This is a genomic window from Rhizobium sp. K33 (assembly GCF_056501445.1).
Map to the genome: position 1 here is coordinate 3,285,467 of NZ_CP096478.1, position 22,856 is coordinate 3,308,322.

Genomic DNA, 22,856 nt, shown 5'->3' on the forward strand with positions numbered 1-22,856 from the left:
TCCGTATTCAGGACTTGACGGCGCCGGCCGTCAGACCTGCGATGATGTGCTTTTGGGCAAGGAAGAAGACGATAACCGTGGGCAGGATGGTCAAGGTGATGAACGCCAGCACCAGCTGCCATTCCGTCCCGAATTCGCCGCGATAGACCATGATGCCGAGCGGCCAGGGATACTTCTTCTCGGTATTCAGCATGATCAGCGGCAGGATGTAGCTGTTCCAGCTGTTGACGAAGCTGACGATGCTGACAGTTGCGATGATCGGCCGTGAGAGCGGCAGCGACACATACCAGAAGAAGCGGATATAGCCGCAGCCATCGACAAAGGCCGCCTGGAACAATTCGTCCGGCAGATTGCGGAAATAGTTGCGGAACAGCAGGATGCTCATGCCGAGACCGAAGGCGACCTGCGGCAGGATCACGCCCCAATAGGAATCGAGAAGTCCGAGGTCGCGAATGCGGATGAACAGCGGCAGAATGGCCGTTGCCACCGGAAACATCAGCCCGATCAGAAAGTAGTTGGTCAGATAGCCAGAGCCGAAGAACCGCACATGGGCAAAGGTGAAGGCCGCCATGGCCGACACCACCACCGTCAGAAAGACGCTGACGCAGGAAATCAAAAGCGAATTGGCCATCTGGCGCCAATAGCGCTCACCAAACAGGATATCGCCGTAGTTGGACCAGACCCATTCGGACGGCAGCCCGAACGGATTGACACGCAGATCGCCGAGCGACTTGAAGCCACCGAGAGCCGTCGTCACCAGAGGGACGAGGACAAGTGCCGCCACAAGCGTCAGCGAAACATAGAGATAAAGGCGGGTTGCCACGGTGGCCGGTGGGCCGGATGTCGTTGTGTCAGTCATGGCGCATGAAGATCCGTTTGTAGCCGAAGGCCAGCGTCACGCAGATGACGAACAAGACCACGCCGACTGCGCTGCCAAGCCCAACCTGCATTCGCGTCACCCCGTAGGTATAAAGGAAGGTGACCATTGTCTGGGTGGAGTTCGAAGGACCGCCGCCGGTGAGCGGCATGACGAGATCGAAGAGCTGAAGCGATCCAATGATCGCGAAAAAGACAGAAAGCCGAACCGTGGATGACAGCAGCGGCAAGGTGACGTAGCGGAATTTCTGCCAGCCGGTTGCACCGTCGATTTCGGCCGCCTCCAGCACGCTCTTGTCGACGGACTGGAGACCAGCAATGAACAGCATCATGTGGAAGCCGAAGTATTTCCACACGACCACACCGAGCACTGCGTAAATGGCAAGATCGCGATCGGCCAGGACATAAGGTGTCGCCACGCCGAGGAAACCGGCGATGGCCGCAAACAGACCATAGTCTCCGTCATAGACGAAACGCCAGATCAGGCCTGCCGCCACATCGGCAAGCACGTAAGGGAGAAAAAAGATCAGGCGAAACGCGACCACGCCCGGAATCTTGTGTGCCAGCATCATCGCCAACCATATGGCGAGCGGGATCTGCAAGAGCAGCGAAACGATGATAATCAGGCCATTGTTGATCAGCGCCTGCGAGAACGCGGCATTGTTGAACAGGACCGTAAAGTTACGCGTACCAACGAATTCGGTCGGGACACCGTAGCCGTTCCAGCGATAAAGACTGTACCATGCGGCCTCGCCCATCGGCAGGATCACGAACATCGTGAAGAGCAGCAGAGCTGGCGGCAGAAACAGGATCAGGACAGGAAGACGTCCCCTTGCCGTCGGACTCTTGTAACGGGTCTTTGCTCTCGGTGCAGGCGCGATGGCCGCCGCCCCGGCAGTCGTGTCTGTCATGCCTCGCCTCCTCCCAGCAAGCAATCTGCATGAATGTCGCCGAGCGGTTTTGCCCGGCGACATTCGTGTTGGCGCTAGTCGAGTTCGCGGGCATCCTGGATCATCTGCGCGCCTTCTTCCGAAGAAAGCTGACCTGCGAGAATTTCAACCGACACGTCATTGACCACACGGCCGACTGACGGACCAAGGTCCTGGTCGAAGAAGTTCTGGTGCCATGTGGACGCTGCCAGCTGATCTGCCGCCTGGCGCATCAGATCGTCTTTGAGAGCATCTTCAGCTTCGGCCGCCGCCGGGATGATCACACCGGCTGCCGCCATTCGACGTTCCTGCTCAGGGCTGGTGAAGAAGCGAAGAAAGTCGAGGGCAGCCGGCGAGGCATTCTTGGTCACAGCCCAGCCGTTCAAGCCACCCAGCGTATCGGTGACTTTGCCGACGCCGCCTTCGACAATCGGGAATGGGAAGCGGCCGATATTGGAAGCCTCCAGCCCCTTGCCGTCGCCGGCATTCTTGCGCTGGTTGGCCTCGGTATGCTCAAACCCGAGCAGGATTGCCGCCCGGCCATCAGCAAATGTGCCAAGCGTTTGCGGCCAGGTCGCGCCGAGATAGCCATCCTGGAACGGCTCAAGCTTGCCGAGTTCGGCCAATTGCTCGCCTGCCTTGATGATCGCTGGATCGAGGAAACCATCGCCCTCATTGTTCTTCGCGCGATCGAAGACCTCCTGGCCCCCATTGCGCATGACCAGATAGCTCCAGTAGAAATGCAGCGGCCACTTGTCGCCGCCACCGCCGGCGATCGGAGTAATGCCCGCATCTTTCAGCGTCTTCACGGCCCCGAGGAAATCATCCCAGGTCTTGATGGTGTCGGCCTGGAGACCGGCTTTTTCGAACAGCGCCTTGTTGTAGAAGAAGGCAATCGTTCCCATGCGATAGGGGACCGCCCAGGTCTTGTCATCATAGGTCAGGCCGTTCAGCGCTGCCGGCTTGTAGCTTTTGGCCCAGGCGCCACCATCAGCATTGATCGCCTCGGTAAGGTCCATCAATGCGCCCGTTTCTGCCTGCTGGCGAAGCACGCCACCGCCCCAGGAGTAGAAAAAGTCAGGTGCTGCATCCGATTGCAGCAAAGTCGGGAGCTTGGCCTTGAAGGCTTCATTCTCCAGGAACTGCAGCTGTATGTCGACGTCCGGATGCTGGGCCTCATAGTCGGCTGCGATATCCTCCCAGATCTTCAGGTTTTCCGGCACGGTCTCGAGATGCAGCCATTTGACCACCGTTTGCGCCGACGCGCCACTCATGCTTGCCGTCAGCGCCAATGCTGTTGCTGTGGCAAATGCCAACAGTCTTGAGGCGCCAGCGGGCGCCCTCCTCCGAAGATGCAACATCCTTTTCTCCTCCCAGGCTGCGCATTTATTCCTCAACGCGTACAAAATCAGACCAAGCTTTCATCCTGTCAACTCAAATAATGATGATTTTTTAGCCGAAATGGATTGACATAGGCCGGCCTTTGCCGGTTATTTTTCCGGAGAGCAAATTTAATTATCGCGAGTGCCGCATCATCCATGAAGACCGCAGACCCGGAATTGATGCGCGCCATCAATCGCTTCACCGTGCTGGATACGATCAGGCGCCACGGCCCGATTTCTCGCGTGGAAATCAGCGAGAGGTCGCAGCTATCGACCACGACCGTATCGGCAATTACAGGCTCTCTCCTGGATGATGGTCTGATCCTGACGCGTCACGAGGGGGACATCCGCAATGCAGCAGCACGTGGACGACCGCGGGTCATGCTGGAGCTCAATCCCGATGCGGTTCGCGTCGTCGGTGCGAAGATCGCAGCACACCACATGGTGTTCGTCGTCACCAATTTCTGCGGAGAAGTCATTTCCCAGCTGTCACTGCCGATCAGGGTCAACCGACAGCCGATTGCCGTGATCGCCGACCTCATCGAGGATGGGATCCGACGCTGCGTCGTCGATGCAGGATTGGCTCTCGACGACATCGCGTCGGTCTGTATCGGCTTTCCAGGCGTGGTGGAGCACCGCAGCGGCCTGGTGCGGTCGAGCCCGATCCTCACTGAACCCGACGTGGATTTCGCCGCAGAAATGACCAATCGGCTGCACGTGGCGACGATCGTCGAAAGCGATTCCCACGCCATCACCCTTGCCCATCACTGGTTCGGCAAGGGGCGTGATCTTGACGACATGGTTCTGGTGTCGCTGGAGCAAACGCTGGGTCTGGGCGTCCTACACAGGGGACAGCTGTTCCGAGGTGCTGGCGGCCTTAGCCACAACCTCGGCGATCTGATGATGGGCAATGGCCTTTCAGAAACGGTCCGTCTTGCAGCTGTTGCCGGAGAAAACGCGATCCTGGGGCCCAATATGCAGGAGACCCGGTTTGCCGACGCGGTGCGCCTCGGGCAGGGCATGACGATGGCCCAGGCGTTGATTGCCGGGGAAGACAACAGCATGATCATGGCGGCCACGCGCGCCGGTGAAGCGGTCGGTATTGCGGTTGCCAACATCGTGACACTGTTTGGACCTCCCCGGGTCATCATTGTCGGCTCCAGCCTCTCCCTGGGAGAGATCTTCCTGCATGCGCTTGCCGATGCCTATCGTACCGCCATTCCCTCCTCCATCCGGGAGATCGCCGAGCTCGTTTTCGATGCCTCGGCCGAAGAGATGTGGGCCCAGGGTGCCGCGGTCGTGGCGCTCTGCGAACTCTATGAATCGCCCTGGGGCACCACTGGCCCGGCACCGGCACCAAGAACACAAGCCTGAACGGAATTCTGGGAGGATCCATGCACAAGGTTGGTATCGGCATCATCGGATGCGGCAATATCTCGTCAGCTTATCTGAAGGCGATGGCCGGCTTTCCGATCCTCGACATACGCGGCCTCGCCGACCTGAACGAAGAGCTTGCAGCGCAGCGGGCCTCTGAATTTGGCCTTAAAGCACGCAGCATCGCAGAGCTGCTCAGCGACCCCGAAATCGAGATCATCGTTAACCTGACAGTGCCGAAAGCGCATGTCGCAGTCGCCATGCAGGCCCTGGAAGCCGGCAAGCACACCTATTCGGAAAAGCCGCTCGGCATCAATTTCGCAGAAGGCAAATCGCTCTATGAGGCGGCAAAGTCGCGCGGCCTGCGTATTGGTGCAGCACCCGACACCTTTCTCGGTGGATCGCACCAGACCGCAAGGGCCATCGTCGATTCCGGCGTTCTGGGTCTGCCCGTCGGCGGCACGGCCACATTCATGTGTCCGGGTCACGAGCGCTGGCACCCCAACCCGGACTTCTACTATGAGATCGGCGGCGGCCCGATGCTCGACATGGGGCCCTACTACATCACGGATCTCGTCAATCTGCTCGGTCCGGTCGCCAAGGTCTCCGGCTTCGCCTTTGCCCCACGTTCGGAAAGGCTGATCACAAGTGAGCCCCGCAACGGGCAGACCATCCCGGTGCATATTCCCACGCATGTCGCGGGCGCCATGGCATTTCGCTCCGGCGCGATCGTGCAGATCGGCATGAGTTTTGACGTCGCCGCTCATCGCCATGTGCCTCTTGAGGTCTATGGAACCGAAGGCACGTTGATCGTCCCGGATCCCAACCACTTTGGCGGGCAGGTCGAACTTCTGAAAAAAGGCGGTGTCTTCGAGCAACAGGAGATGTCTGCCCCCTATGCAGATGGAAACCACCGTTCGATCGGGGTGGCCGATATGGCGCATGCCATACGCTCGGACCGACCGCACCGGGCCAATGGCGATCTGGCACTCCATGTTCTCGAAGTCATGGAGGCGTTCCAGCGAGCGAGCGACACCGGAACGACGATCGAGATGTCGACCACGGTCGAGCGCCCCGCGCCCCTGTCTCAATCGATTATCGACGACCACCTGGCGCGCTGAACACTGGAAGGACTGCGACATGCGAGAAGCACTTATTGTCTGGGGCGGCTGGAGCGGCCATGAGCCCGAAGAATGCGCCCACATCATCCGCGACCTGCTGCAGGAGGATGGGTTCAAGGTCTATCTGGAACATACGACAGAAGCCTTTGCGGACCCGTCGATCCATGATCTCTCCTTGATCGTGCCGATCATGACCATGTCGAAGATCGAGAAGGAGGAGGCAAAAAACCTTGCCGCAGCGGTCGAAAACGGTGTGGGTATTGCCGGCTATCACGGAGGCACGGGCGATGCCTTTCGAGAATGCGTCGAATATCAGTTCATCATCGGTGGGCAATGGGTCGCGCATCCCGGTAACATCATCGACTACACGGTCAACATCACACGGCCCGATGATCCCCTGATGCAGGGGATCGAGGATTTCCCCTATACCTCGGAACAGTATTACATGCATGTCGATCCCTCGAACGAGGTCCTTGCGACCACACGCTTCACCGGTGAACATGCCTGGTGGATCGACGGTGTTGTGATGCCTGTCGTGTGGAAAAGACAATACGGCAAGGGACGGGTCTTCTATTCGTCGCTCGGTCATGTGGCGAAAGAATTCGAGGTGCCGCAAATGCGCGAGATCTATCGTCGCGGAGCAAACTGGGCAGCCCGTGAGACGGCAGCATGACGACAGCCAAAAGGCGCGTTTCAATACCCGCGAGAGTTCCATAACGGCTTGATGTCACTCTGGAACGCATCTGATGAACGCTGGGTAGGGGGCGCCTAAACTCTCAAACGGGTTTTTCCCTCCCCACCGGTGAGCGAGCCGCGACCAAGATCTCGGCGACACAACTGCCATTAGCCGAGGGATCAGCTTCCCGAGGCGGGCCCAAGTGAGTGATCACGGCGAACCAACCTCACAGCCAGCCACATTCTGATCTTCCACTGGGGCTGTTGAACGGCTGCTCGATCCTTGTAGCCCTCTTCAGCGTTCCAGGACCAGCCCGTCACCTGCAGCGACCCTGGCGCCCAAGATGGACTTAGGAGGGCCAGCTAACTTAAGGGGCTGAGACGCTCTGACAGCACGCGTCCATCGATCCGCTGTGTTTCGGCGTGCAAACATTGGACGCCGATATGGGGTCAACTTTCTGCGCCGATTGACAGTTTTTTACGCTCCGGCGTCCTTACGCAATCTCCTGACGCCGACCAAGCTGGCGTTCTCAACCGCTTGCGTACCAGATATACGATGCATCGGGAGCGACAGGTCCATGACTGGTTTACCATGTCCCTGACAGGCACCGAAGCGCCCGTGGAGGCCGGATCCGGAGGCAATGATGCTGAACTTTGTGCCATCCTGTTTTAAGCACATAGTCCACTTCGCATCGTGTCGGGGCGATTTGCGACATGCCATTTGGCCAACCATTGGTCAGGCTCAAGAGATCGATCCCGGACCGGGCAGGAGCCAAAAATAAGCCTGGCAAGTGGTCGGACTTGGATCCACCGAACCAGTCTCGCGATGCCGCTTCAGCCTTTCAACTGGTCTGCGCCAAACCATCAGGCCTCGATCGGGAACGCAAAGCCTGCCTTCACCCTGTCCATGACCACCATGGTCTTGAAGCCCTTGATATCGTGGTTTTCGTAGAAGAACCGGCGTGTGAACGTTTCGTAGTCCTCCATGTCCTTGGCCGTGATCACGAGGATGAAGTCGGCGTCGCCGGTAACGTAAAAACCGATCATTACCTCCTTTGTCGCCCGGATTGCTGCCTTGAACCGATCCACTATGTCTGCACGTTCTCGCTCCAGAGAGACCAGAACAATCATAGTGATTCCACGCCCGACAGCCTTCGGAGACACGATCGCTACATCTGCTTCAATCACACCCTCTTGCCGCAACCGCTTCAGGCGCCGTTGGCAAGCCGTGGGTGAGAGGTTGACGATGCCCGCCAGCTCTTCCGAGGTTAAACGATTGTTCTTTTGAACGGCATCCAAGAGCGCTCTGTCGGCTCGATCCAGCGTGGTCATGCATAAATCCTGCGTAGGATACAAAAACTAAGTCGCTATCCTGCGTAGAGCTGACCGACTACGCAGTCAAGCGATCAAGGGGCGAGGTTAGGCTACAGCACTTCGGTAAAGGAGAGGCACATGAAAGGCATTGCCAGCACGGCATTGAAATCATTGCGACAGCCCGAGTTGCTCGAGCGCCGCGCGTTTCTGGATGGCGCCTGGGTCGAGCGGACCAGAACATTGCCTGTCAGAGATCCGGCCACAGAAGAACATCTCGGTGATGTCGCGGCCTGTTCATGGGAGGATGTCGATCATGCCGTTCAGGCGGCTAGCCGGGCGTTTTTGGTCTGGCGTGACATGTTGCCGGTTGAACGCGGCGGCATTCTGCGCGCTTGGGCAAAGTTGATGCGTGACAACGCGCAAGACCTCTCAGTCATCATGACTGCGGAACAGGGCAAACCTCTCGCCGAGTCGCAGGGCGAGATTTCCTATGCCGCAAACTTTCTCGACTGGTTCGCCGCCGAAGGCGAACGCGCCTATGGTGAAACTCTCCCCAGTCATCTTCCTGGCGGCCGGATTTCGGTGCATATGCAGCCGGTAGGGGTGACCGTTGCCATCACGCCATGGAATTTTCCTGCCGCCATGATCACCCGCAAGGCCGGTGCAGCACTCGCCGCCGGTTGCACAATGATCGTCAAACCCGCGCCTGAGACACCGCTTTCGGCACTGGCGCTCGCAAAACTAGCCCAGCAGGCCGGTATTCCTGCCGGGGTCTTCCAGGTCCTAACGGGCGAAGCCGCCCCTCTCTCAAGCCGATTGCTCGAACACACCGAGGTCAGGGCTTTCTCGTTTACCGGCTCGACGGAGGTCGGACGCATCCTGCTCACCCAGTCGGCCGCAACGATCAAGAAGGCTTCGCTCGAACTCGGTGGCCATGCCCCCTTCATCCTCTTTGACGACACGGATCTCAGCGAGGCGGTGAAGGGGTGCATCGGAGCCAAGTTCGCGACGTCGGGACAGGATTGCCTGGCGGCAAACCGGATCTATGTCCAACGTGGCATCTACAGTCGTTTCGTGGATGCCTTTGCCAAGGCAACCTCTGAACTCAAGGTCGGCCACGGCCTTGAGACCGGCGTCGACATCGGGCCGATGACACGTGCCTCTGTCGCGGAGAAATGCCGCAAGCATGTCTCTCAGGCCTTGTCTGCCGGCGCGCGTCTTGTCTGTGGAGGTCAGGACAGCCCGTTGGGTGGCAGCTTCGTCATGCCGACTGTATTGGCCGACGTCACCGACGACATGCTGATCGCAAGAGAGGAGACCTTCGGCCCGATCGCCGCGATCATGCCTTTCGACGACGAAAACGAAGTGCTCCGCCGGGCCAATGACACTGAAATGGGTCTGGCCGCCTATGTCTACACCCGCGATCTTGCCCGCGCGATGCGACTGACGGAAAGGCTCGAATACGGAATGGTCGCCGTCAACACACCGAAGTTTACAGGCGCGCCCATCCCCTTTGGCGGCTGGAAACAATCCGGCCTTGGCCGCGAAGGCTCGCGTCATGGTCTGCTCGAATATCTCGAGGCGAAATATGTCTGCTTTGGAAAGCTCGCTGCTTGAAAGGATCTGAACCATGAATGCCAATCTCAATCAAATCGCCGAGATGGACCGCAATTCTGTCCTCCACCCCTTCACCCAGTTGCATGATTTTGCCAGCGGCAAGCTGGGCGATCCGACGATCGTCGAGACCGGCAAGGGCATCCGCATTCAGGATGCGCATGGCAAACAACTGATCGACGGCTTTGCAGGGCTTTATTGCGTCAATGTTGGGTATGGCCGGACCGAGGTTGCGGAAGCCATATCCCGCCAGGCCTATCGCCTCGCCTATTACCACTCCTATGCCGCGCATACGACAGATGAACTTGCGATCCTGTCCGATCGCCTGGTCAAAATGGCGCCCGGCAAGATGAGCAAGGTCTTCTACGGCATGTCGGGTTCCGACGCCAATGAGACGCAGGCCAAGCTCGTCTGGTACTACAGCAACCTTCGCGGCAAGCCGAAGAAGAAGAAGATCATCTCCAGAGAGCGTGGCTATCATGGCTGCAGCGTGGTGTCCGGCTCCATGACCGGGATGAGCTTCTATCACGACCATATGGACTTGCCACGAGCAGGCATCCTCCATACGGGCGCGCCCCACCACTACTGGGGCGCCGAAGCCGGAGAAACAGAGCTTGAATTCTCCGAGCGTCGGGCGGCCGAACTGGAGGCGCTCATTCTGCGCGAAGATCCCGACACGATCGGCGCCTTTATCGCCGAGCCTGTGCTGGGAACCGGGGGCATCACGCCGCCGCCTCAGGGCTATTGGGAGGAAATCCAGAAGGTACTCAGGAAATACGACGTCCTCCTGATTGCGGACGAGGTCATCACCGGCTTTGGCCGAACGGGTTCAATGTTCGGATCGGAGCACTATGGCATCGAGCCGGACCTCATCACCGTCGCCAAGGGCCTGACATCGGCCTACTTCCCCCTCTCCGGCGCAATCGTCGGCGAGAAGGTCTACAAGGTCATGGAAGAAGGCGCCGATCGCGTCGGTGCCTTCTCGCATGGCTATACCTATTCAGGCCATCCGATCGGTGCGGCAGCGGCAAACGCGGTCCTCGACATCGTCGAGAAGGAAGACCTCCCGGGCAATGCACGCAAGGTCGGCGCCTATTTCCAGGCGCAACTGAAGGAAAAATTCGCGCAACTCCCCATCGTCGGCGAGGTTCGCGGCGTCGGGCTGATGGGCGCGATCGAGTTCGTCGCCGACCGTGAAAACAAGACGCGGTTTGCCCCGTCGCTGTCCGTAGGCGCACGAGTTTCGAAGGCAGCCAGAAGCCGTGGATTGATTGCAAGGGCCATGCCGCATGGCGACATCCTGGGCTTCGCTCCTCCTCTTGTGACGACGAAGGAAGAGATCGACGAAATCGTCGCCATCGCCGAATCTGCCATACGCTCCGTCATGGATGAGCTGGTGCAGGCCGGCGAAAAGATCTGACAACCAGCGGCAGAAGCCGTCGTCCCTGCGGCGCGAGAGACCGTTGCGGCTCAAAGTTCGAAATAATCCGAGGCGATTGCGCCTCGGATTGCTTATCGCTTCATTTTTTGAGGTGTTCCGTGCATAATGTCATGAAATTTACGCCGCACTAGCGAGACAATTTCATGCGCCATCAATCCAATCCTTTTGTCCGTGAACTCCTTCCCGTTGCCAAACCAGTGGCTTGGCGCCCCCAACTCGCCAAGCAAAAGGGTGAGACGAAGCACGCGGCGCTGACCGAAAGGATCATTGCCGATATCGACTCGGGCATCCTCAAGCCCATGGACCGGATGCCGACGCATCGGGACCTGGCACGCGATCTTGGCCTCTCGGTCCAGACCGTCAGCCTGTCATACAAAGAGGCAGAACGCCTCGGATATCTCAGCGGCGAAATCGGGCGCGGCACATTCGTCAAGGCGCGCGTGACAGATCGAGCTGGCCGCATGATGCTCGATCACAGCACCAATGAGGTGCTTGACCTTTCCATCATACGAGGCGTCTATCTCGACATACACGAGCGCGCATCCCGCGATATCCTTCGCGAGCTCTCTGAGGATAACAATTCGAGCTTTATGCGGCCTTGCCGCCCGATTGCCGGCCTCGATCGCCACCGGGAAACGGCGCGTGACTGGTTGCGAACCCTGAACGTTGACGCCTCCGCGGAGCGAATTCTCATTACGAACGGGGCTGCCCATGGCATCTTTCTTGCGCTCAGCTGCATCGTTCGGTCTGGTGATGTTATCCTGTGCGAGAATTTGACCGATCATGGCATCATCGGCCTCTCGAACGTGCTCGGCTTTACCCTGAAGGGCTTGCCGACGGACGAAGAAGGGATCCTGCCTGACGCCCTGGCCGCTGCATGTGCCGGCGGTGGCGTACGTGCGCTGGTCCTCATCCCGACACTGAATAATCCGACAGGTCACGTGGCGGGTGCCCAAAGGCGACGCGAGATCGCGGCAATCGCCGAGCAATACGGAGTCTTTGTCGTGGAAGACGAAGTGTACCGGCCAATGATCGCGGACGACTTGCCGTCGATCTGCGATATGCTTCCCGATCTGGGTTTTTATGTCACAAGCTTTACAAAGGCTGTGCTGACCGGGCTTCGCGTCGGCTACCTGGTCGTGCCGCGTTCCTATTCCATCAGGGCCGCCTCCATCCTGCGCGTAACGAGTTGGAGCGGCACCTATCTCGCAGGTGAGATTGCCACGCGCTGGGTCGAGAACGGGATGGCGCGCAAGTTGGTGGCCATCCAGCGTGAGGAAGCACGGAAGCGCCAGCAATTGGCGGTGGACGTTCTCGAAGATCATATTTCCTCGAGCCACCCGCTTTCTCTGTGTGCATGGCTGAGGGTTCCTCCTCACTGGACCGAAGAGAGCCTCGTCCGCGCGCTCGCCAATCAGAAAGTCGCCGTCACTCCATCCGAGCCATTCATAGCGGGCCCAGGCCATGGGGGCGGAATTCGCATCTGTCTGGGCGGACGCCTGGACGAATTCGCACTTGTCCAAGCCCTGACCACAGTGCGCCAGACGTTCGAGCAATTGCCGCCGGTCTACGATATCGGATCGATAGGCTGAGACGACTTGCAGCAATCATTGAATCATTACAATATAATAATTGACATGATTTTCTTTCGCTCTCAACATGACAATCATGAAGAGCGCGAACCTCCACCCACGGACTGAGACGGAGCCCCAGGCAGTGACCCTGCCAGTCACCCTGGGAGACGTCAGACGGGCGTCGGAGCGGATAAAGGGTCGCGTCATCCGCACGCCTCTTGTTCGCTCCCGATCCCTGTCCGACCTTACCGGCCAACCGGTGCATCTGAAGCTCGAAACCCGTCAACCTATCGGCGCTTTCAAGCTGCGCGGCGCCATGAACGCCATCCTCTCGCTCGACGACGCGTCCCGCCGGGGGCTCGTGACGGCGTCCACCGGCAATCACGGGCGTGCGGTCGCCTATGCGGCAAGCGAGCTTGGCGTGCCAGCAATCATCTGCATGTCTTCGCTCGTGCCCGCCAACAAGGTCGATGCCATCCGCGCCCTCGGCGCGGAGGTCCGGATCGTCGGCGTCTCACAGGACGAGGCTCAGGAAGAGGTCGAACGCCTGGTCGAGGAAAGAGGCCTGACCTCCATCCCACCTTTCGACGCTATTGACGTGGTTGCGGGCCAAGGCACGGTCGGCCTCGAACTCCTGGAACAAGTCCCGGATCTGGCCACCGTGCTGGTTCCCCTGTCGGGTGGCGGACTGGCCGGCGGCATCGCCGTCGTGATCAAGGCCATGGCTCCCAAGGCACGCGTCATCGGCATTTCCATGGAGCGCGGCGCCGCCATGAAGGCCTCGATCGCAGCCGGGCGGCCAGTGGCTGTTGATGAACAGCAAACGCTCGCCGACTCCCTGGGCGGTGGGATTGGCCTCAAGAATCGTGTCACCTTTGCCCTTTGCAGCCATCTGCTCGATGACATCGTTCTTCTGACTGAAAGCGAAATTGCGGAAGGCATCCGCCATGCCTGGCACCAGGAAGACCTGACCGCCGAAGGCGCTGGAGCGGTCGGCATCGCAGCCATTCTGGCAAAAAAGGTCGAAGTATTAGGTCCCGCCGCGATCATCGTGTCGGGCGCGAACATCGATCCGAAACTTCACCAAAGAATTTTGGAGGGAGCCGAGGCATGAGCCGCATCAGCATCCTGACGGAGCGCGATCTCCGCTCCATCGTCCAACTGGACATTTCCGCTGTTGATTGTGTCGAACGTGCATTTGCAGCACTGGCCACCAAAGACGTCGCCATGCCGCCGATTCTGCGGCTCGACATCCCCGAATTCCGCGGCGAAGTCGACGTCAAGACGGCCTATGTGCCAGGCTTTGATGGTTTCGCGATCAAAGTCAGCCCCGGTTTCTTCGACAATCCGAAACTCGGGCTTCCGAGCCTGAATGGGCTGATGATCCTCTTCAGTGCCAAGACGGGATTGGTGGAAGCGCTTCTGCTCGATAACGGCTATCTCACCGATGTCCGAACGGCGGCGGCAGGCGCGGTTGCCGCGCGCCACCTGACGCGCAGCGGCTCTTCAGTCGCCGCAATTTTCGGTGCCGGCATGCAGGCACGCCTGCAGCTTCGGGCCCTGATGCTGGTTCGCCCGGTGCAATCAGCACGCATCTGGGCACGGGACCACGCTAAGGCACACAAACTGGCAGCTGAACTGACCGGGGAATATGGCATCGAGGTCTCGGCCGTGGCCGAGCCGCGAGAAGCCATGAGAAACGCGGATATCGTGGTCACGACCACACCGGCAGAAAAACCGGTTCTGATGGCCGACTGGTTGCAACCCGGTCAACATCTGACGGCGATGGGATCCGATGCGGAACACAAGAACGAAATCGATTCGGCCGTCTTCGCCAAGGCACGCTACGTCGCTGACCGCATCTCCCAGACGCGAGTTCTCGGCGAGTTGCACCACGCTATCGAGGCCGGTCTGGTCGGCGCAGACCAGCACTTCGATGAACTCGGTGCGGTCATCGCTGGACAGGTGCAAGGCAGAACAAGCATCGATGAGATCACCTTCGCGGACCTGACCGGTACGGGTGTCCAGGACACTGCCATTGCCAATCTGGCAGTCAGCCGGGCGAGGGCTGCCGGATGCGGACAGACAATCGACAACAAGATTACCAAGGGAGATGCCGCGTGAGCGTGACACTTAACTTTACGCGCGAGGAGTATGCCGAGCGCCTGTCGAAAACCCGCCATGCCATGGAGGCCCAAGGCATAGAGCTGCTGATCGTCACCGATCCTTCGAACATGCACTGGCTGACAGGATATGACGGCTGGTCCTTTTACGTTCACCAGTGCGTGCTCGTTCCGCCGAGCGGCGAGCCGATCTGGTACGGCCGCAAACAGGACGCGAATGGCGCCAAGAGGACCGCCTATCTCGATCACGCAAACATCATCGGCTATCCGGATCACTACGTGCAGTCGACAGAGCGTCATCCGATGGATTTGCTTTCGCAGATCATCGAGGAGCGCAACTGGTCAAGCCTTAACGTCGGCGTCGAGATGGACAACTACTATTTCTCGGCTGCAGCCTTCGCGTCATTGCAAAAACACCTGCCGAATGCGCGCTTCAAGGATGCCGCCGGCCTCGTCAACTGGCAGCGCTCCATCAAGAGCCCAACTGAGCTCGAATACATGCGCAGGGCCGGCAAGATCGTCGAGCTGATGCATAAGAGGATCGTGGACGTCATCGAGCCCGGCATGCGCAAATGCGACCTGGTTGCCGAGATCTACGATGCCGGCATCCGCGGAACCTCCGAATTCGGCGGCGATTACCCTGCCATCGTTCCGCTCCTTCCGTCCGGGGCCGACGCATCAGCCCCCCATCTGACGTGGGACGACAAACCCATGCGCCTGGGCGAAGGGACCTTCTTCGAAATCGCCGGCGCCTACAAACGCTACCATTGCCCACTGTCCCGTACAGTCTTCCTGGGCAAGCCGACACAGGCGTTTCTCGATGCCGAGAAAGCGACGCTGGAAGGCATGGAGGCGGGGCTTGCAGCCGCCAGACCCGGCAATACCTGCGAAGACATCGCCAACGCCTTCTTCGCGGTGCTGAAAAAATACGGGATCATCAAGGACAACCGCACCGGCTATCCCATCGGCCTTTCCTATCCGCCGGATTGGGGCGAGCGCACGATGAGCCTGCGCCCCGGCGATCGCACAGAACTCAAGCCTGGCATGACCTTCCATTTCATGACCGGCCTGTGGCTGGAGGATATGGGGCTGGAGATCACGGAAAGCATCGCGATTACCCAGAGCGGTGTCGAATGCCTTTCGAATGTTCCGCGACAGTTGTTTGTGAAGGGCTGATACCATGTTGACGGCCCTACCTCGACCTTCGCCCATTGCGCCGTCCGTGGACTTCAACGCTAAGGGCGTACAGCACGGTCATCTGCGCCTGCCCTACAGCCGCGACGATAGCGCCTGGGGTTCGGTGATGATCCCGGTCTGTGTCATCGCCAATGGAGAAGGGCCGACCGCCCTTCTCACCGGAGCTAATCATGGCGACGAATACGAGGGACCAGCCGCCCTCTTCGAACTGGCGCAAACGCTTGATGTGGCCGAGGTAAACGGCCGTATCATCATTGTTCCGGCGCTCAACTACCCCGCTTTCCGTGCGGGCACACGCACCTCGCCGATCGATCGCGGAAATCTCAACCGGAGCTTTCCGGGTCGTCCCGACGGATCCGTGACGGAGAAGATCGCCGACTACGTGACCCGCTATCTGGTACCCCTTGCGGATTTCGTGCTGGATTTCCATTCTGGCGGCAAGACGCTTGACTTCCTGCCCTATGCCGCAGCGCACGACCTGTCCGACAAGACCCAGGAAGCGCGTTGCTTCGACGCCGTTGCAGCCTTCGCCGCACCTTACTCGATGAAGATGCTTGAGATCGATGCCGTCGGGATGCTCGACACCACCGTCGAAGACATGGGCAAGGTCTTTGTGACTACCGAGCTGGGTGGCGCCGGCACGGCAAGTGCAGCATCCATCCAGATCGCCCGCAAGGGCAGTCTCAACCTGCTGCGCCATGCGGGAATACTGCCCGGCGCTCCAGACCTTCAGCCGACCCAGTGGTTGGACATGCCGTCGAGCGACTGCTTCACCTTTGCCGAGGATGACGGTCTCGTCGCCTTTGTGCGTGACCTCGGAGAAGAGGTCATAGCTGGCGAAACCATTGCCCGCGTATACCCCGTGGGCAAGACCGGCCTTCAACCGATCGACTATCGAGCCGCCATGGATGGCGTGCTTGCGGCACGTCACGTGCCCGGCCTGATCAAGGCCGGCGACTGCCTTTCCGTAATCGCTACGATTACGGGAGAACCTGTCCGGTAATCCGGCACAAGATCCGGAACGGACAAGCAAAAACAATGAACCAGAGGAGAATTCAAATGTATGTCACCAAGATCACCGGGCTTTCCGCCATCGCCCTGATAACTTCGATCACAACCGCCGGAGCGCTGACCCTCGAAGAGGTCAAGGAACAGGGCTACATCCGTGCGGCGACTGCCAACGAAGTGCCCTACTCCTACATGCAGCCCGACGGCACGTCTGCCGGTATTGGACCCGATGTCGCCAACGCCGTCTTGAAGAACATCGGGATTGAAGAGGTCAACTGGACGGTCACCCCCTTCGGCACGCTCATCCCGGGCTTGAAGGCCGGCCGTTTTGACTTTGCTGCCGCCGAACAGAACATCTCGCCGGAGCGCTGCAAGCAGGTTTCCTTCACCGAACCGAACTCCTCCTATGGCGAGGGCCTTCTGGTGAAGAAGGGCAACCCCAAGGGCCTGAGGACCTATGCCGACATCGCCAAAGATCCGTCGCTGAAGGTGGCCGTCGTATCGGGCGCCAACAATGTCGACTTCCTTCGCGCCGTCGGGGTCAAGGATGATCAGATCGTCTTCATCCCCGCCAATGCCGATGCGATCCCCACAGTGGAGAGCCGCGTGGATGCCTATGCTGCCACAGAACTGACGGTATCGGAACTGGCCAAGGATCAGGCCAATGTCGAGCAGGTCGCGCCCTTCGAGGACCCGATCGTCAATGATGCGCCAGTCCGCAACTATGGTGGCTTCGCATTCCGGCCGGAAGACAAGGAACTGCGCGACGCCTTCAACGCCGCTCTTGTCGAGTTCCGCAAGACGGACGAATACAAGGCCATCCTCGCAAAGTATGGTGTCTCCGAAGCGAGCATCGCCGCGGCCGCGGAAAAGAACGTGGCTGATCTGTGCGCCGGCAAGTAACGGTTCAAAGGCGCCCGGTTCCCACCGGGCGCCATTCATCTCGAAACCGGGAGAGATCCGGATGGACTGGACAGCCTATCTGCCTATGCTCTGGAAAGGCGCGGTCGTCACAATGACGATCACGCTGGCGGCGATCGCCGTTGGAGCCGCGCTCGCCTTCTTCTTCGGCATCCTGCGGGCCGAGGGGGGCGCCATCCTGTCGACGATCGCGCTCTGTTACACGGAAGTGTTTCGTGGCACCTCGCTCTTTGTGCAGCTCTTCTGGTTCTATTATGCCTTGCCCTTGGTGGGCATCAGTTTCGACCCGATTACGACAGGGATCCTGGTGCTCGCGGCCCATGTTGGCGGCTATGGCGCGGAGATCGTCCGTGGCGCTCTCTCTTCGGTGTCTCCCCAGCAACTTGAAGCCGCTCGCGCGCTGAATTTCAGCCGGCTGCAGACACTGTTCCGGATATCGCTGCCCCAGGCAGTCGTCGAGATGATGCCCGCCTTCGGCAATCTGGCGATTGAAACGCTCAAACTCTCTTCACTGGTCTCGCTGATCTCGATCGCGGACCTGACCTTCTCGGCACAGTCGATCCGCAATCTCACCCTCGACAGCACCAGCATCTATTCGGTGACACTGGTCTGCTATTTCGCGATGTCATTGATGTTGATGGTGGCGATGAAGATCATCGAACGCTTGGTGCGACGCGGCGACGCCTTGCCGCGTCCAGGCCAATCGTGAGGAGCGAATATCCATGATGTATGGTTACGAATGGGACACCACGACCTGGCTCACCTATACGATCTCGATCCTCCCAATCATTCTGATCGGTCTGACCGTGACGTTGAAGGCGGCCGCGGCTGGCTTCGCGATAGCGCTGACTCTCGGGCTGGTTTTCGCCCTGATGCGCCGTAGCCAGGTCAAGGCGATCTCCTGGACGACGGCCGTTGTCGTCGAGTTCCTGCGAGACACACCTCTGCTGGTGCAACTCTTCTTCCTCTATTACGTGCTGCCCGAGTTCGGCATCGTGCTCCCAGCCTTCCTCACGGGCGCATTGGCGCTTGGACTGCAATATGCGGCCTACACCTCGGAAGTCTATCGCGGCGGCATAGAGGCGGTACAACGTGGCCAGTGGGAAGCTGCGACAGCATTGAACCTCACAGGCATGCAAACATACCGCGACATCATCATTCCCCAGGCGATCCCGCGTATCGTCCCGGCAATGGGCAACTACCTGGTTGCGATGATCAAGGAGACACCCGTGCTTTCCGTCGTCACCGTTCTCGAGATGATGGGCCTTGCCAACATGATCGGCGAACGCACGTTTGAATATCTGGTGCCGCTGACGCTGGTCGGCGTGATCTTCCTTCTTCTCACACTGATTAGTTCTGCGGGCCTCCATCGCCTGCAAAAAGCTCTCCCAAAATCAGGGATCCCCATGCGATGACCAATGCCATCAACAAACCCCTTATAGAGTTTTCCGATGTCACGAAGCGCTTCGGTGTTTTGACCGTTCTCGATCAGTTCAATTTTAGCGTGGCGCAGGGTGAGAAGGTCACGCTGATTGGGCCCTCGGGTTCCGGGAAATCAACGGTCTTGCGCATCCTGATGACGCTGGAGCCCTTTCAGGAGGGCAAGCTGACACTTGCGGACATGTCATACCATGAAGACGGCGGCAAAGGCCGTTTTCAGGCCTCCGAAAAGCATCTGCGCGAAATCCGAAAACATGTCGGCATGGTCTTCCAGAGCTTCAACCTCTTCCCCCACATGACGGTCCTGCGCAACGTTGTCGAAGCGCCAGTCCGTGTACTCGGCATGTCGCGCGCGGAAGCGGAGGCACGTGCAATCGAGCTTCTCGACATGGTTGGGTTGGCGGACAAGAAAGACCACTACCCGGTACAGCTTTCGGGCGGACAGCAACAGCGCGTTGCAATCGCTCGCGCGCTCGCCATGCGGCCGCGGGTCCTGCTCTTCGATGAACCGACCTCTGCGCTCGATCCGCAACTTGTCGGCGAGGTGCTTTCGGTCATTCGCAGCCTGGCACACGAGCACGATCTGACAATGCTTCTCGTCACCCATGAGATGCGATTTGCCCGCGAGGTATCTGATCGCGTCTGCTTTTTCGACAAGGGGCGTATCTGCGAACATGGGGCACCCGAAGAGATCTTCGGAGCCCCCAAGCAGGAGCGAACACGTGAGTTTCTGTCCTCTGTCCTCGGTTAGTCAAAGCTACCGGAAGTTGTCCGCTGAAGGCAAGCCGCATTCGCTTTTTCCATCATTCAAGACTGATGATCGCGTGGCAGAAAATGGTTCTTCTGAGCGCCGGCTGGTCATAAGCCCCATTCGTGACGGTCGAACTGTCATCATGGGTTCAAGCAGTCTGTCTGTGCAATGGCGCAGAACAAGGCGACCTTGTTTGCATGCGTCAGAAGTCAGGAGACGGCGCGAGTTGATGATGCCTCATTCGCAGCTCCACAGTGGCTCGCTTCCGGCTGTCTCGAAAGTGGCCGGGTCAATGCCTTGATTGCGTAGCAGTGGCGCGGGTTGTTCTAGGACAAGATGACTCAAATTGAGCCTGAGAAGGGGTGTTATGGCTGGTGTGGGCAAACAACAAGGGGGGCCTATCCTCCTGTCAGGTTACGGGAGTTCGGGGATCGACCTGAGAAGTACACGCCGGACATTTGACGCCGAGGAATGTCTGAAGCGGTTGGAAGGTGTGCTGGGTGTCGGCTACTGGACCTTTGAAACCGGGTCTGGTGCACTCCACTGGTCGCCGGGCTTTTATGCATTGCTTGGGCTCAAATCAGAGAACCTGAAGCCTGATACTTCGGTCTATAACGGCATGTTGTCAATCGGCACGCAAACTTGACCCTATATCGGCGTGCAAATTTTGCACGCCGAAACACAGGCTGTTCGATAGCAGCTCTATGCGCGCAGGTTTCGCTATCGGATCCATCACAAGATCCCGGGCTTGAAGCGGACCTCATGTGACTTCGCCTTTCCGGGCTTGAAAATCGCGATCTTCCTCGATGGTTGCTTCTGGCATGGGTGCGAACTTCACCCGCCATCTGTAAAAAAGAATACAGACTTCTGGCTATCGAAGATCGCTCGCAACCGGGCAAGGGATGCGCGTGCGACGGCGCATCTGACGGAAATTGGTTGGACGGTGCTCAGATTCTGGGAGCACGAGCACGTGGCGACGATCGTTGAGAGCATCGCCGCCACGGTCGAAGCCAAGAAGGCGTCCGCGCGTTACCTCACCGCGGCGCGAGCACGCTGCAAGACGTGCAGCGGTCGCCGGGCAAGTTCGAAGCTGTCGATCGCGATGTGTGAGCGATCCAGTCCGATCCGGTCGAAGAGCTTCCTTGCATCCCACAGCGGATGGACCACGACACCCCAACGGCTACCGCTGTCGTCCAGAGAGAACGTGGGGATATCCGGTCTGTCCTTGGCATGGGCGACCGTGTTGCCGGGGATGAACGTCTTCGTCTGCTCCGCAAGATCGGCCGCCGATGCCTTCCAGTCCGAAACCTCGAAACAACCGAAGTCGCCATCGACCCCAGCTTGATAGGAAGGATCTGCAATCGCCCTGAGATAGGCTAGCCCCAGCCGCCAATCGAGCAACCCGTGGAAGTTTCGATTGTTGTACCGCTGGAGGCAGCGGTAGCAAGAGGATCCGCAGCTCTTCCTGTGAGCCTCCACGGCAACGTCCTGCCGTGGCCATTCTTCGGTATCGTCAAGAATGCTCTTGATGAGACCGGAAACAGGAATAGTGCTGTCGCCGAGAAGGTGACGGCAGAACCCGGAGCCGTTCGGCAACGCGTCTGATATGTAACCCTTATCGAAACACAGAAATATATTCGGATAAAATTCGAACAATAATTAATAAATAACGATTGTTAGATGAACTTTACTAAAATACCTCTGAAATTTATTCAAAGGTCAATCGGGCTTCGATTTTTATATAAAACCGAAACCCGACACCATATCTCCCCATTGGCGCATCATCGGACCGGCTGGAAGGGATCAAACACTCCGACTTCGTTGTTTCTGTCCGGAAGCGCAGTCATCGAGCAATCAAAATCATTCTCGAAGGCACTCGCCATGAAGGTGCCAGTCCAGCATCCACCTTGGGTATCGAAACAGCTGATGCGCCATTTTTCGTCCGGATCGGACACTAATGGAGAAGCATCCTCAATCAGCGATGTTAGGGGGCGTTCGCCGAACCCAGCTTGACCGCCAATCCTCCTCGATACCATTCTCCAGTCATATTGGCGGCGGGTGATCCCAAACGCGTGCCGAAAAGGGATGTAGCGGCGCGCACCGTCACCGTACTCGATCATTGTGATATCACCAGCAAATTCGGTTCCTGACGGCCCTACCACGAGCTCACCCACTGTCGCGATGGCTCTAGTAGACATAACCTTCGAGAAGTAGCGTCGAAAACCTTTGAGGCAGCTCTCCGCAAACGCGTCGAAGATTAGGCGCTGTCGACGGAGTAACTGTTCATGCTCCTCACGGCTATCTGGATCCACAATGTACCATCTCGCAAGCTCGGTGCTTACGATGGCAACACGTTGTTCTGACTGAGTCGGCATGAGCTGCAGATCGAGACCTTGAGCAAGTTTCGTCTTGATCAAATCGGTGAGGGTCAGATTTGTAAAAGGATGGGTTGAATTCATTTCAGTTCCTTTTTGAATATAGGTGGAGATCGTTCGTTTCGCTGTACGCAAACGGTAAGCGAGCATCTCAGTGAAGGGTGATGGGGGTGGAGGCTGGCGCAGCCTCATCAATGTCGCCGGAAACCCGAACGATCTTCACCTGGTCCCCGTCGCACGCCCACGTATATCCGGGGGGCATGCGCAATAGCTGCGCAACATCCTCAGTTGTCAGATTTAAGTGCTGTCGCAAGCCGGAAAAGGTCGCAGCGGATTGGGCTTGTACGGCTTCATCTTTGCATATGTCGCCTCCTCTCTTGAGCGTGCGCAAAAGCACGTCACCTAGAGGGCCTGCATGGAAAGCGAACAGTTGACGATGATCGACAACCGCGACCCAGTGGTCTGGGATCAAGCGATTTTTGCCTTTGAACTTCCGCGATTTTGGCGGCTTGCTCGTGACTACTACCCGTAAAGGGGTGACCCACTCCTCTGCACAAAGCGGATCACTCGAAGAGCTAAGCGGAACGAGTTCATGGACACCCTCCTGCAACTCGATCAATCCATGTAAGCTGTTAAGAGAACGGGCGACGAGCTCACCGGCGTCATACGTGTGATCAGTGATCAAGGTTGTGGTGATGATTTTGCCGTCTTGGACAATTGATAAATATTGAGACATGCGAA

The 22,856-nt window shown here is 58.5% G+C and carries 22 protein-coding genes and 1 pseudogene; 16 read left to right on the top strand and 7 right to left on the bottom strand.

Features of this window, described 5'->3' with window-relative positions:
- Positions 1-7: 7 nt before the first annotated feature.
- From M1E12_RS15995 to M1E12_RS16005, 3 genes are all read right to left on the bottom strand, one after another.
- On the bottom strand, positions 8-859 hold the full coding sequence (locus M1E12_RS15995; RefSeq protein ID WP_479562526.1) for a carbohydrate ABC transporter permease: 852 nt from the start codon (positions 857-859) through the stop codon (positions 8-10).
- The gene (locus tag M1E12_RS16000) at positions 852-1,787 is read right to left on the bottom strand and encodes a carbohydrate ABC transporter permease (protein ID WP_479562527.1); all 936 of its coding nucleotides are present in this window, start codon (positions 1,785-1,787) and stop codon (positions 852-854) included. The genes M1E12_RS15995 and M1E12_RS16000 overlap by 8 nt, the downstream gene beginning before the upstream one ends.
- A 74-nt stretch (positions 1,788-1,861) precedes the next feature.
- On the bottom strand, positions 1,862-3,166 hold the full coding sequence (locus M1E12_RS16005) for an ABC transporter substrate-binding protein (RefSeq protein ID WP_479562528.1): 1,305 nt from the start codon (positions 3,164-3,166) through the stop codon (positions 1,862-1,864).
- A 177-nt stretch (positions 3,167-3,343) separates the two neighbouring features.
- Here M1E12_RS16005 and M1E12_RS16010 point away from each other — a divergent pair, with 177 nt between their 5' ends.
- Genes M1E12_RS16010 through M1E12_RS16020 form a run of 3 tightly spaced genes read left to right on the top strand, consistent with a single transcriptional unit; the run spans position 3,344 to position 6,355 of the window.
- Complete coding sequence (locus M1E12_RS16010) at positions 3,344-4,561, top strand: ROK family protein (RefSeq protein WP_479562529.1); 1,218 nt, start codon at positions 3,344-3,346, stop codon at positions 4,559-4,561.
- A 20-nt stretch (positions 4,562-4,581) separates the two neighbouring features.
- A complete protein-coding gene (locus tag M1E12_RS16015) occupies positions 4,582-5,682 on the top strand; it encodes a Gfo/Idh/MocA family protein (protein WP_479562530.1) in 1,101 nt (366 codons plus the stop codon).
- Positions 5,683-5,701: 19 nt separating this feature from the next.
- Positions 5,702-6,355 carry a ThuA domain-containing protein gene (locus tag M1E12_RS16020; protein WP_479562531.1) on the top strand — a complete coding sequence of 218 codons (654 nt, stop codon included), beginning with the start codon at positions 5,702-5,704 and terminating at the stop codon, positions 6,353-6,355.
- A gap of 866 nt (positions 6,356-7,221) precedes the next feature.
- Here the strand turns inward: M1E12_RS16020 and M1E12_RS16025 are convergent.
- Positions 7,222-7,689: an Lrp/AsnC family transcriptional regulator gene (locus M1E12_RS16025; RefSeq protein ID WP_479562532.1), complete on the bottom strand. Its 468-nt coding sequence runs from the start codon at positions 7,687-7,689 to the stop codon at positions 7,222-7,224.
- A gap of 120 nt (positions 7,690-7,809) precedes the next feature.
- Between M1E12_RS16025 and M1E12_RS16030 the strand changes: the two genes are divergently transcribed.
- From M1E12_RS16030 to M1E12_RS16090, 13 genes and pseudogenes are all read left to right on the top strand, one after another.
- Positions 7,810-9,288, top strand: coding sequence for an NAD-dependent succinate-semialdehyde dehydrogenase (locus tag M1E12_RS16030; RefSeq protein ID WP_427277275.1), 1,479 nt, complete (start codon positions 7,810-7,812; stop codon positions 9,286-9,288).
- A 13-nt stretch (positions 9,289-9,301) separates the two neighbouring features.
- On the top strand, positions 9,302-10,705 hold the full coding sequence (locus M1E12_RS16035; protein ID WP_427277274.1) for an aspartate aminotransferase family protein: 1,404 nt from the start codon (positions 9,302-9,304) through the stop codon (positions 10,703-10,705).
- 164 nt (positions 10,706-10,869) lie between these two features.
- Entirely contained in the window at positions 10,870-12,318 is a 1,449-nt protein-coding gene (ehuR, locus tag M1E12_RS16040; protein ID WP_427277273.1) for a MocR-like ectoine utilization transcription factor EhuR, read from the top strand.
- 67 nt (positions 12,319-12,385) lie between these two features.
- A complete protein-coding gene (eutB, locus tag M1E12_RS16045; protein WP_479562533.1) occupies positions 12,386-13,414 on the top strand; it encodes a hydroxyectoine utilization dehydratase EutB in 1,029 nt (342 codons plus the stop codon).
- Positions 13,411-14,424 (top strand): ectoine utilization protein EutC, encoded by a 1,014-nt coding sequence (eutC, locus tag M1E12_RS16050; protein ID WP_427277271.1) that lies wholly within the window; start codon positions 13,411-13,413, stop codon positions 14,422-14,424. The genes eutB and eutC overlap by 4 nt, the downstream gene beginning before the upstream one ends.
- Positions 14,421-15,599 carry an ectoine hydrolase DoeA gene (gene doeA, locus M1E12_RS16055; protein WP_479562534.1) on the top strand — a complete coding sequence of 393 codons (1,179 nt, stop codon included), beginning with the start codon at positions 14,421-14,423 and terminating at the stop codon, positions 15,597-15,599. The genes eutC and doeA overlap by 4 nt, the downstream gene beginning before the upstream one ends.
- A 4-nt stretch (positions 15,600-15,603) precedes the next feature.
- Positions 15,604-16,623: a N(2)-acetyl-L-2,4-diaminobutanoate deacetylase DoeB gene (gene doeB / locus M1E12_RS16060; protein WP_427277269.1), complete on the top strand. Its 1,020-nt coding sequence runs from the start codon at positions 15,604-15,606 to the stop codon at positions 16,621-16,623.
- Positions 16,624-16,679: 56 nt separating this feature from the next.
- Positions 16,680-17,531 (top strand): ectoine/hydroxyectoine ABC transporter substrate-binding protein EhuB, encoded by an 852-nt coding sequence (ehuB, locus tag M1E12_RS16065; protein WP_427277268.1) that lies wholly within the window; start codon positions 16,680-16,682, stop codon positions 17,529-17,531.
- 61 nt (positions 17,532-17,592) lie between these two features.
- Positions 17,593-18,258: an ectoine/hydroxyectoine ABC transporter permease subunit EhuC gene (ehuC, locus tag M1E12_RS16070; protein ID WP_427277267.1), complete on the top strand. Its 666-nt coding sequence runs from the start codon at positions 17,593-17,595 to the stop codon at positions 18,256-18,258.
- Between the two features lie 13 nt (positions 18,259-18,271).
- On the top strand, positions 18,272-18,964 hold the full coding sequence (ehuD, locus tag M1E12_RS16075; RefSeq protein WP_427277266.1) for an ectoine/hydroxyectoine ABC transporter permease subunit EhuD: 693 nt from the start codon (positions 18,272-18,274) through the stop codon (positions 18,962-18,964).
- Positions 18,961-19,740 carry an ectoine/hydroxyectoine ABC transporter ATP-binding protein EhuA gene (ehuA, locus tag M1E12_RS16080; RefSeq protein WP_427277265.1) on the top strand — a complete coding sequence of 260 codons (780 nt, stop codon included), beginning with the start codon at positions 18,961-18,963 and terminating at the stop codon, positions 19,738-19,740. Before ehuD ends, ehuA begins: the two co-directional genes overlap by 4 nt.
- 367 nt (positions 19,741-20,107) lie before the next feature.
- The gene (locus M1E12_RS16085) at positions 20,108-20,386 is read left to right on the top strand and encodes a hypothetical protein (protein ID WP_427277264.1); all 279 of its coding nucleotides are present in this window, start codon (positions 20,108-20,110) and stop codon (positions 20,384-20,386) included.
- Positions 20,387-20,452: 66 nt separating this feature from the next.
- A pseudogene (locus M1E12_RS16090) lies at positions 20,453-20,707 on the top strand (very short patch repair endonuclease); the annotation flags it as partial.
- A 62-nt stretch (positions 20,708-20,769) separates the two neighbouring features.
- Here the strand turns inward: M1E12_RS16090 and M1E12_RS16095 are convergent.
- The 3 genes from M1E12_RS16095 to M1E12_RS16105 form a co-directional block, all read right to left on the bottom strand.
- Positions 20,770-21,336 (bottom strand): hypothetical protein, encoded by a 567-nt coding sequence (locus M1E12_RS16095; protein ID WP_479562535.1) that lies wholly within the window; start codon positions 21,334-21,336, stop codon positions 20,770-20,772.
- A 185-nt stretch (positions 21,337-21,521) separates the two neighbouring features.
- Entirely contained in the window at positions 21,522-22,199 is a 678-nt protein-coding gene (locus M1E12_RS16100; RefSeq protein ID WP_479562536.1) for a hypothetical protein, read from the bottom strand.
- 67 nt (positions 22,200-22,266) lie between these two features.
- Complete coding sequence (locus M1E12_RS16105; protein WP_479562537.1) at positions 22,267-22,851, bottom strand: hypothetical protein; 585 nt, start codon at positions 22,849-22,851, stop codon at positions 22,267-22,269.
- Between the last annotated feature and the right edge of the window lie 5 nt (positions 22,852-22,856).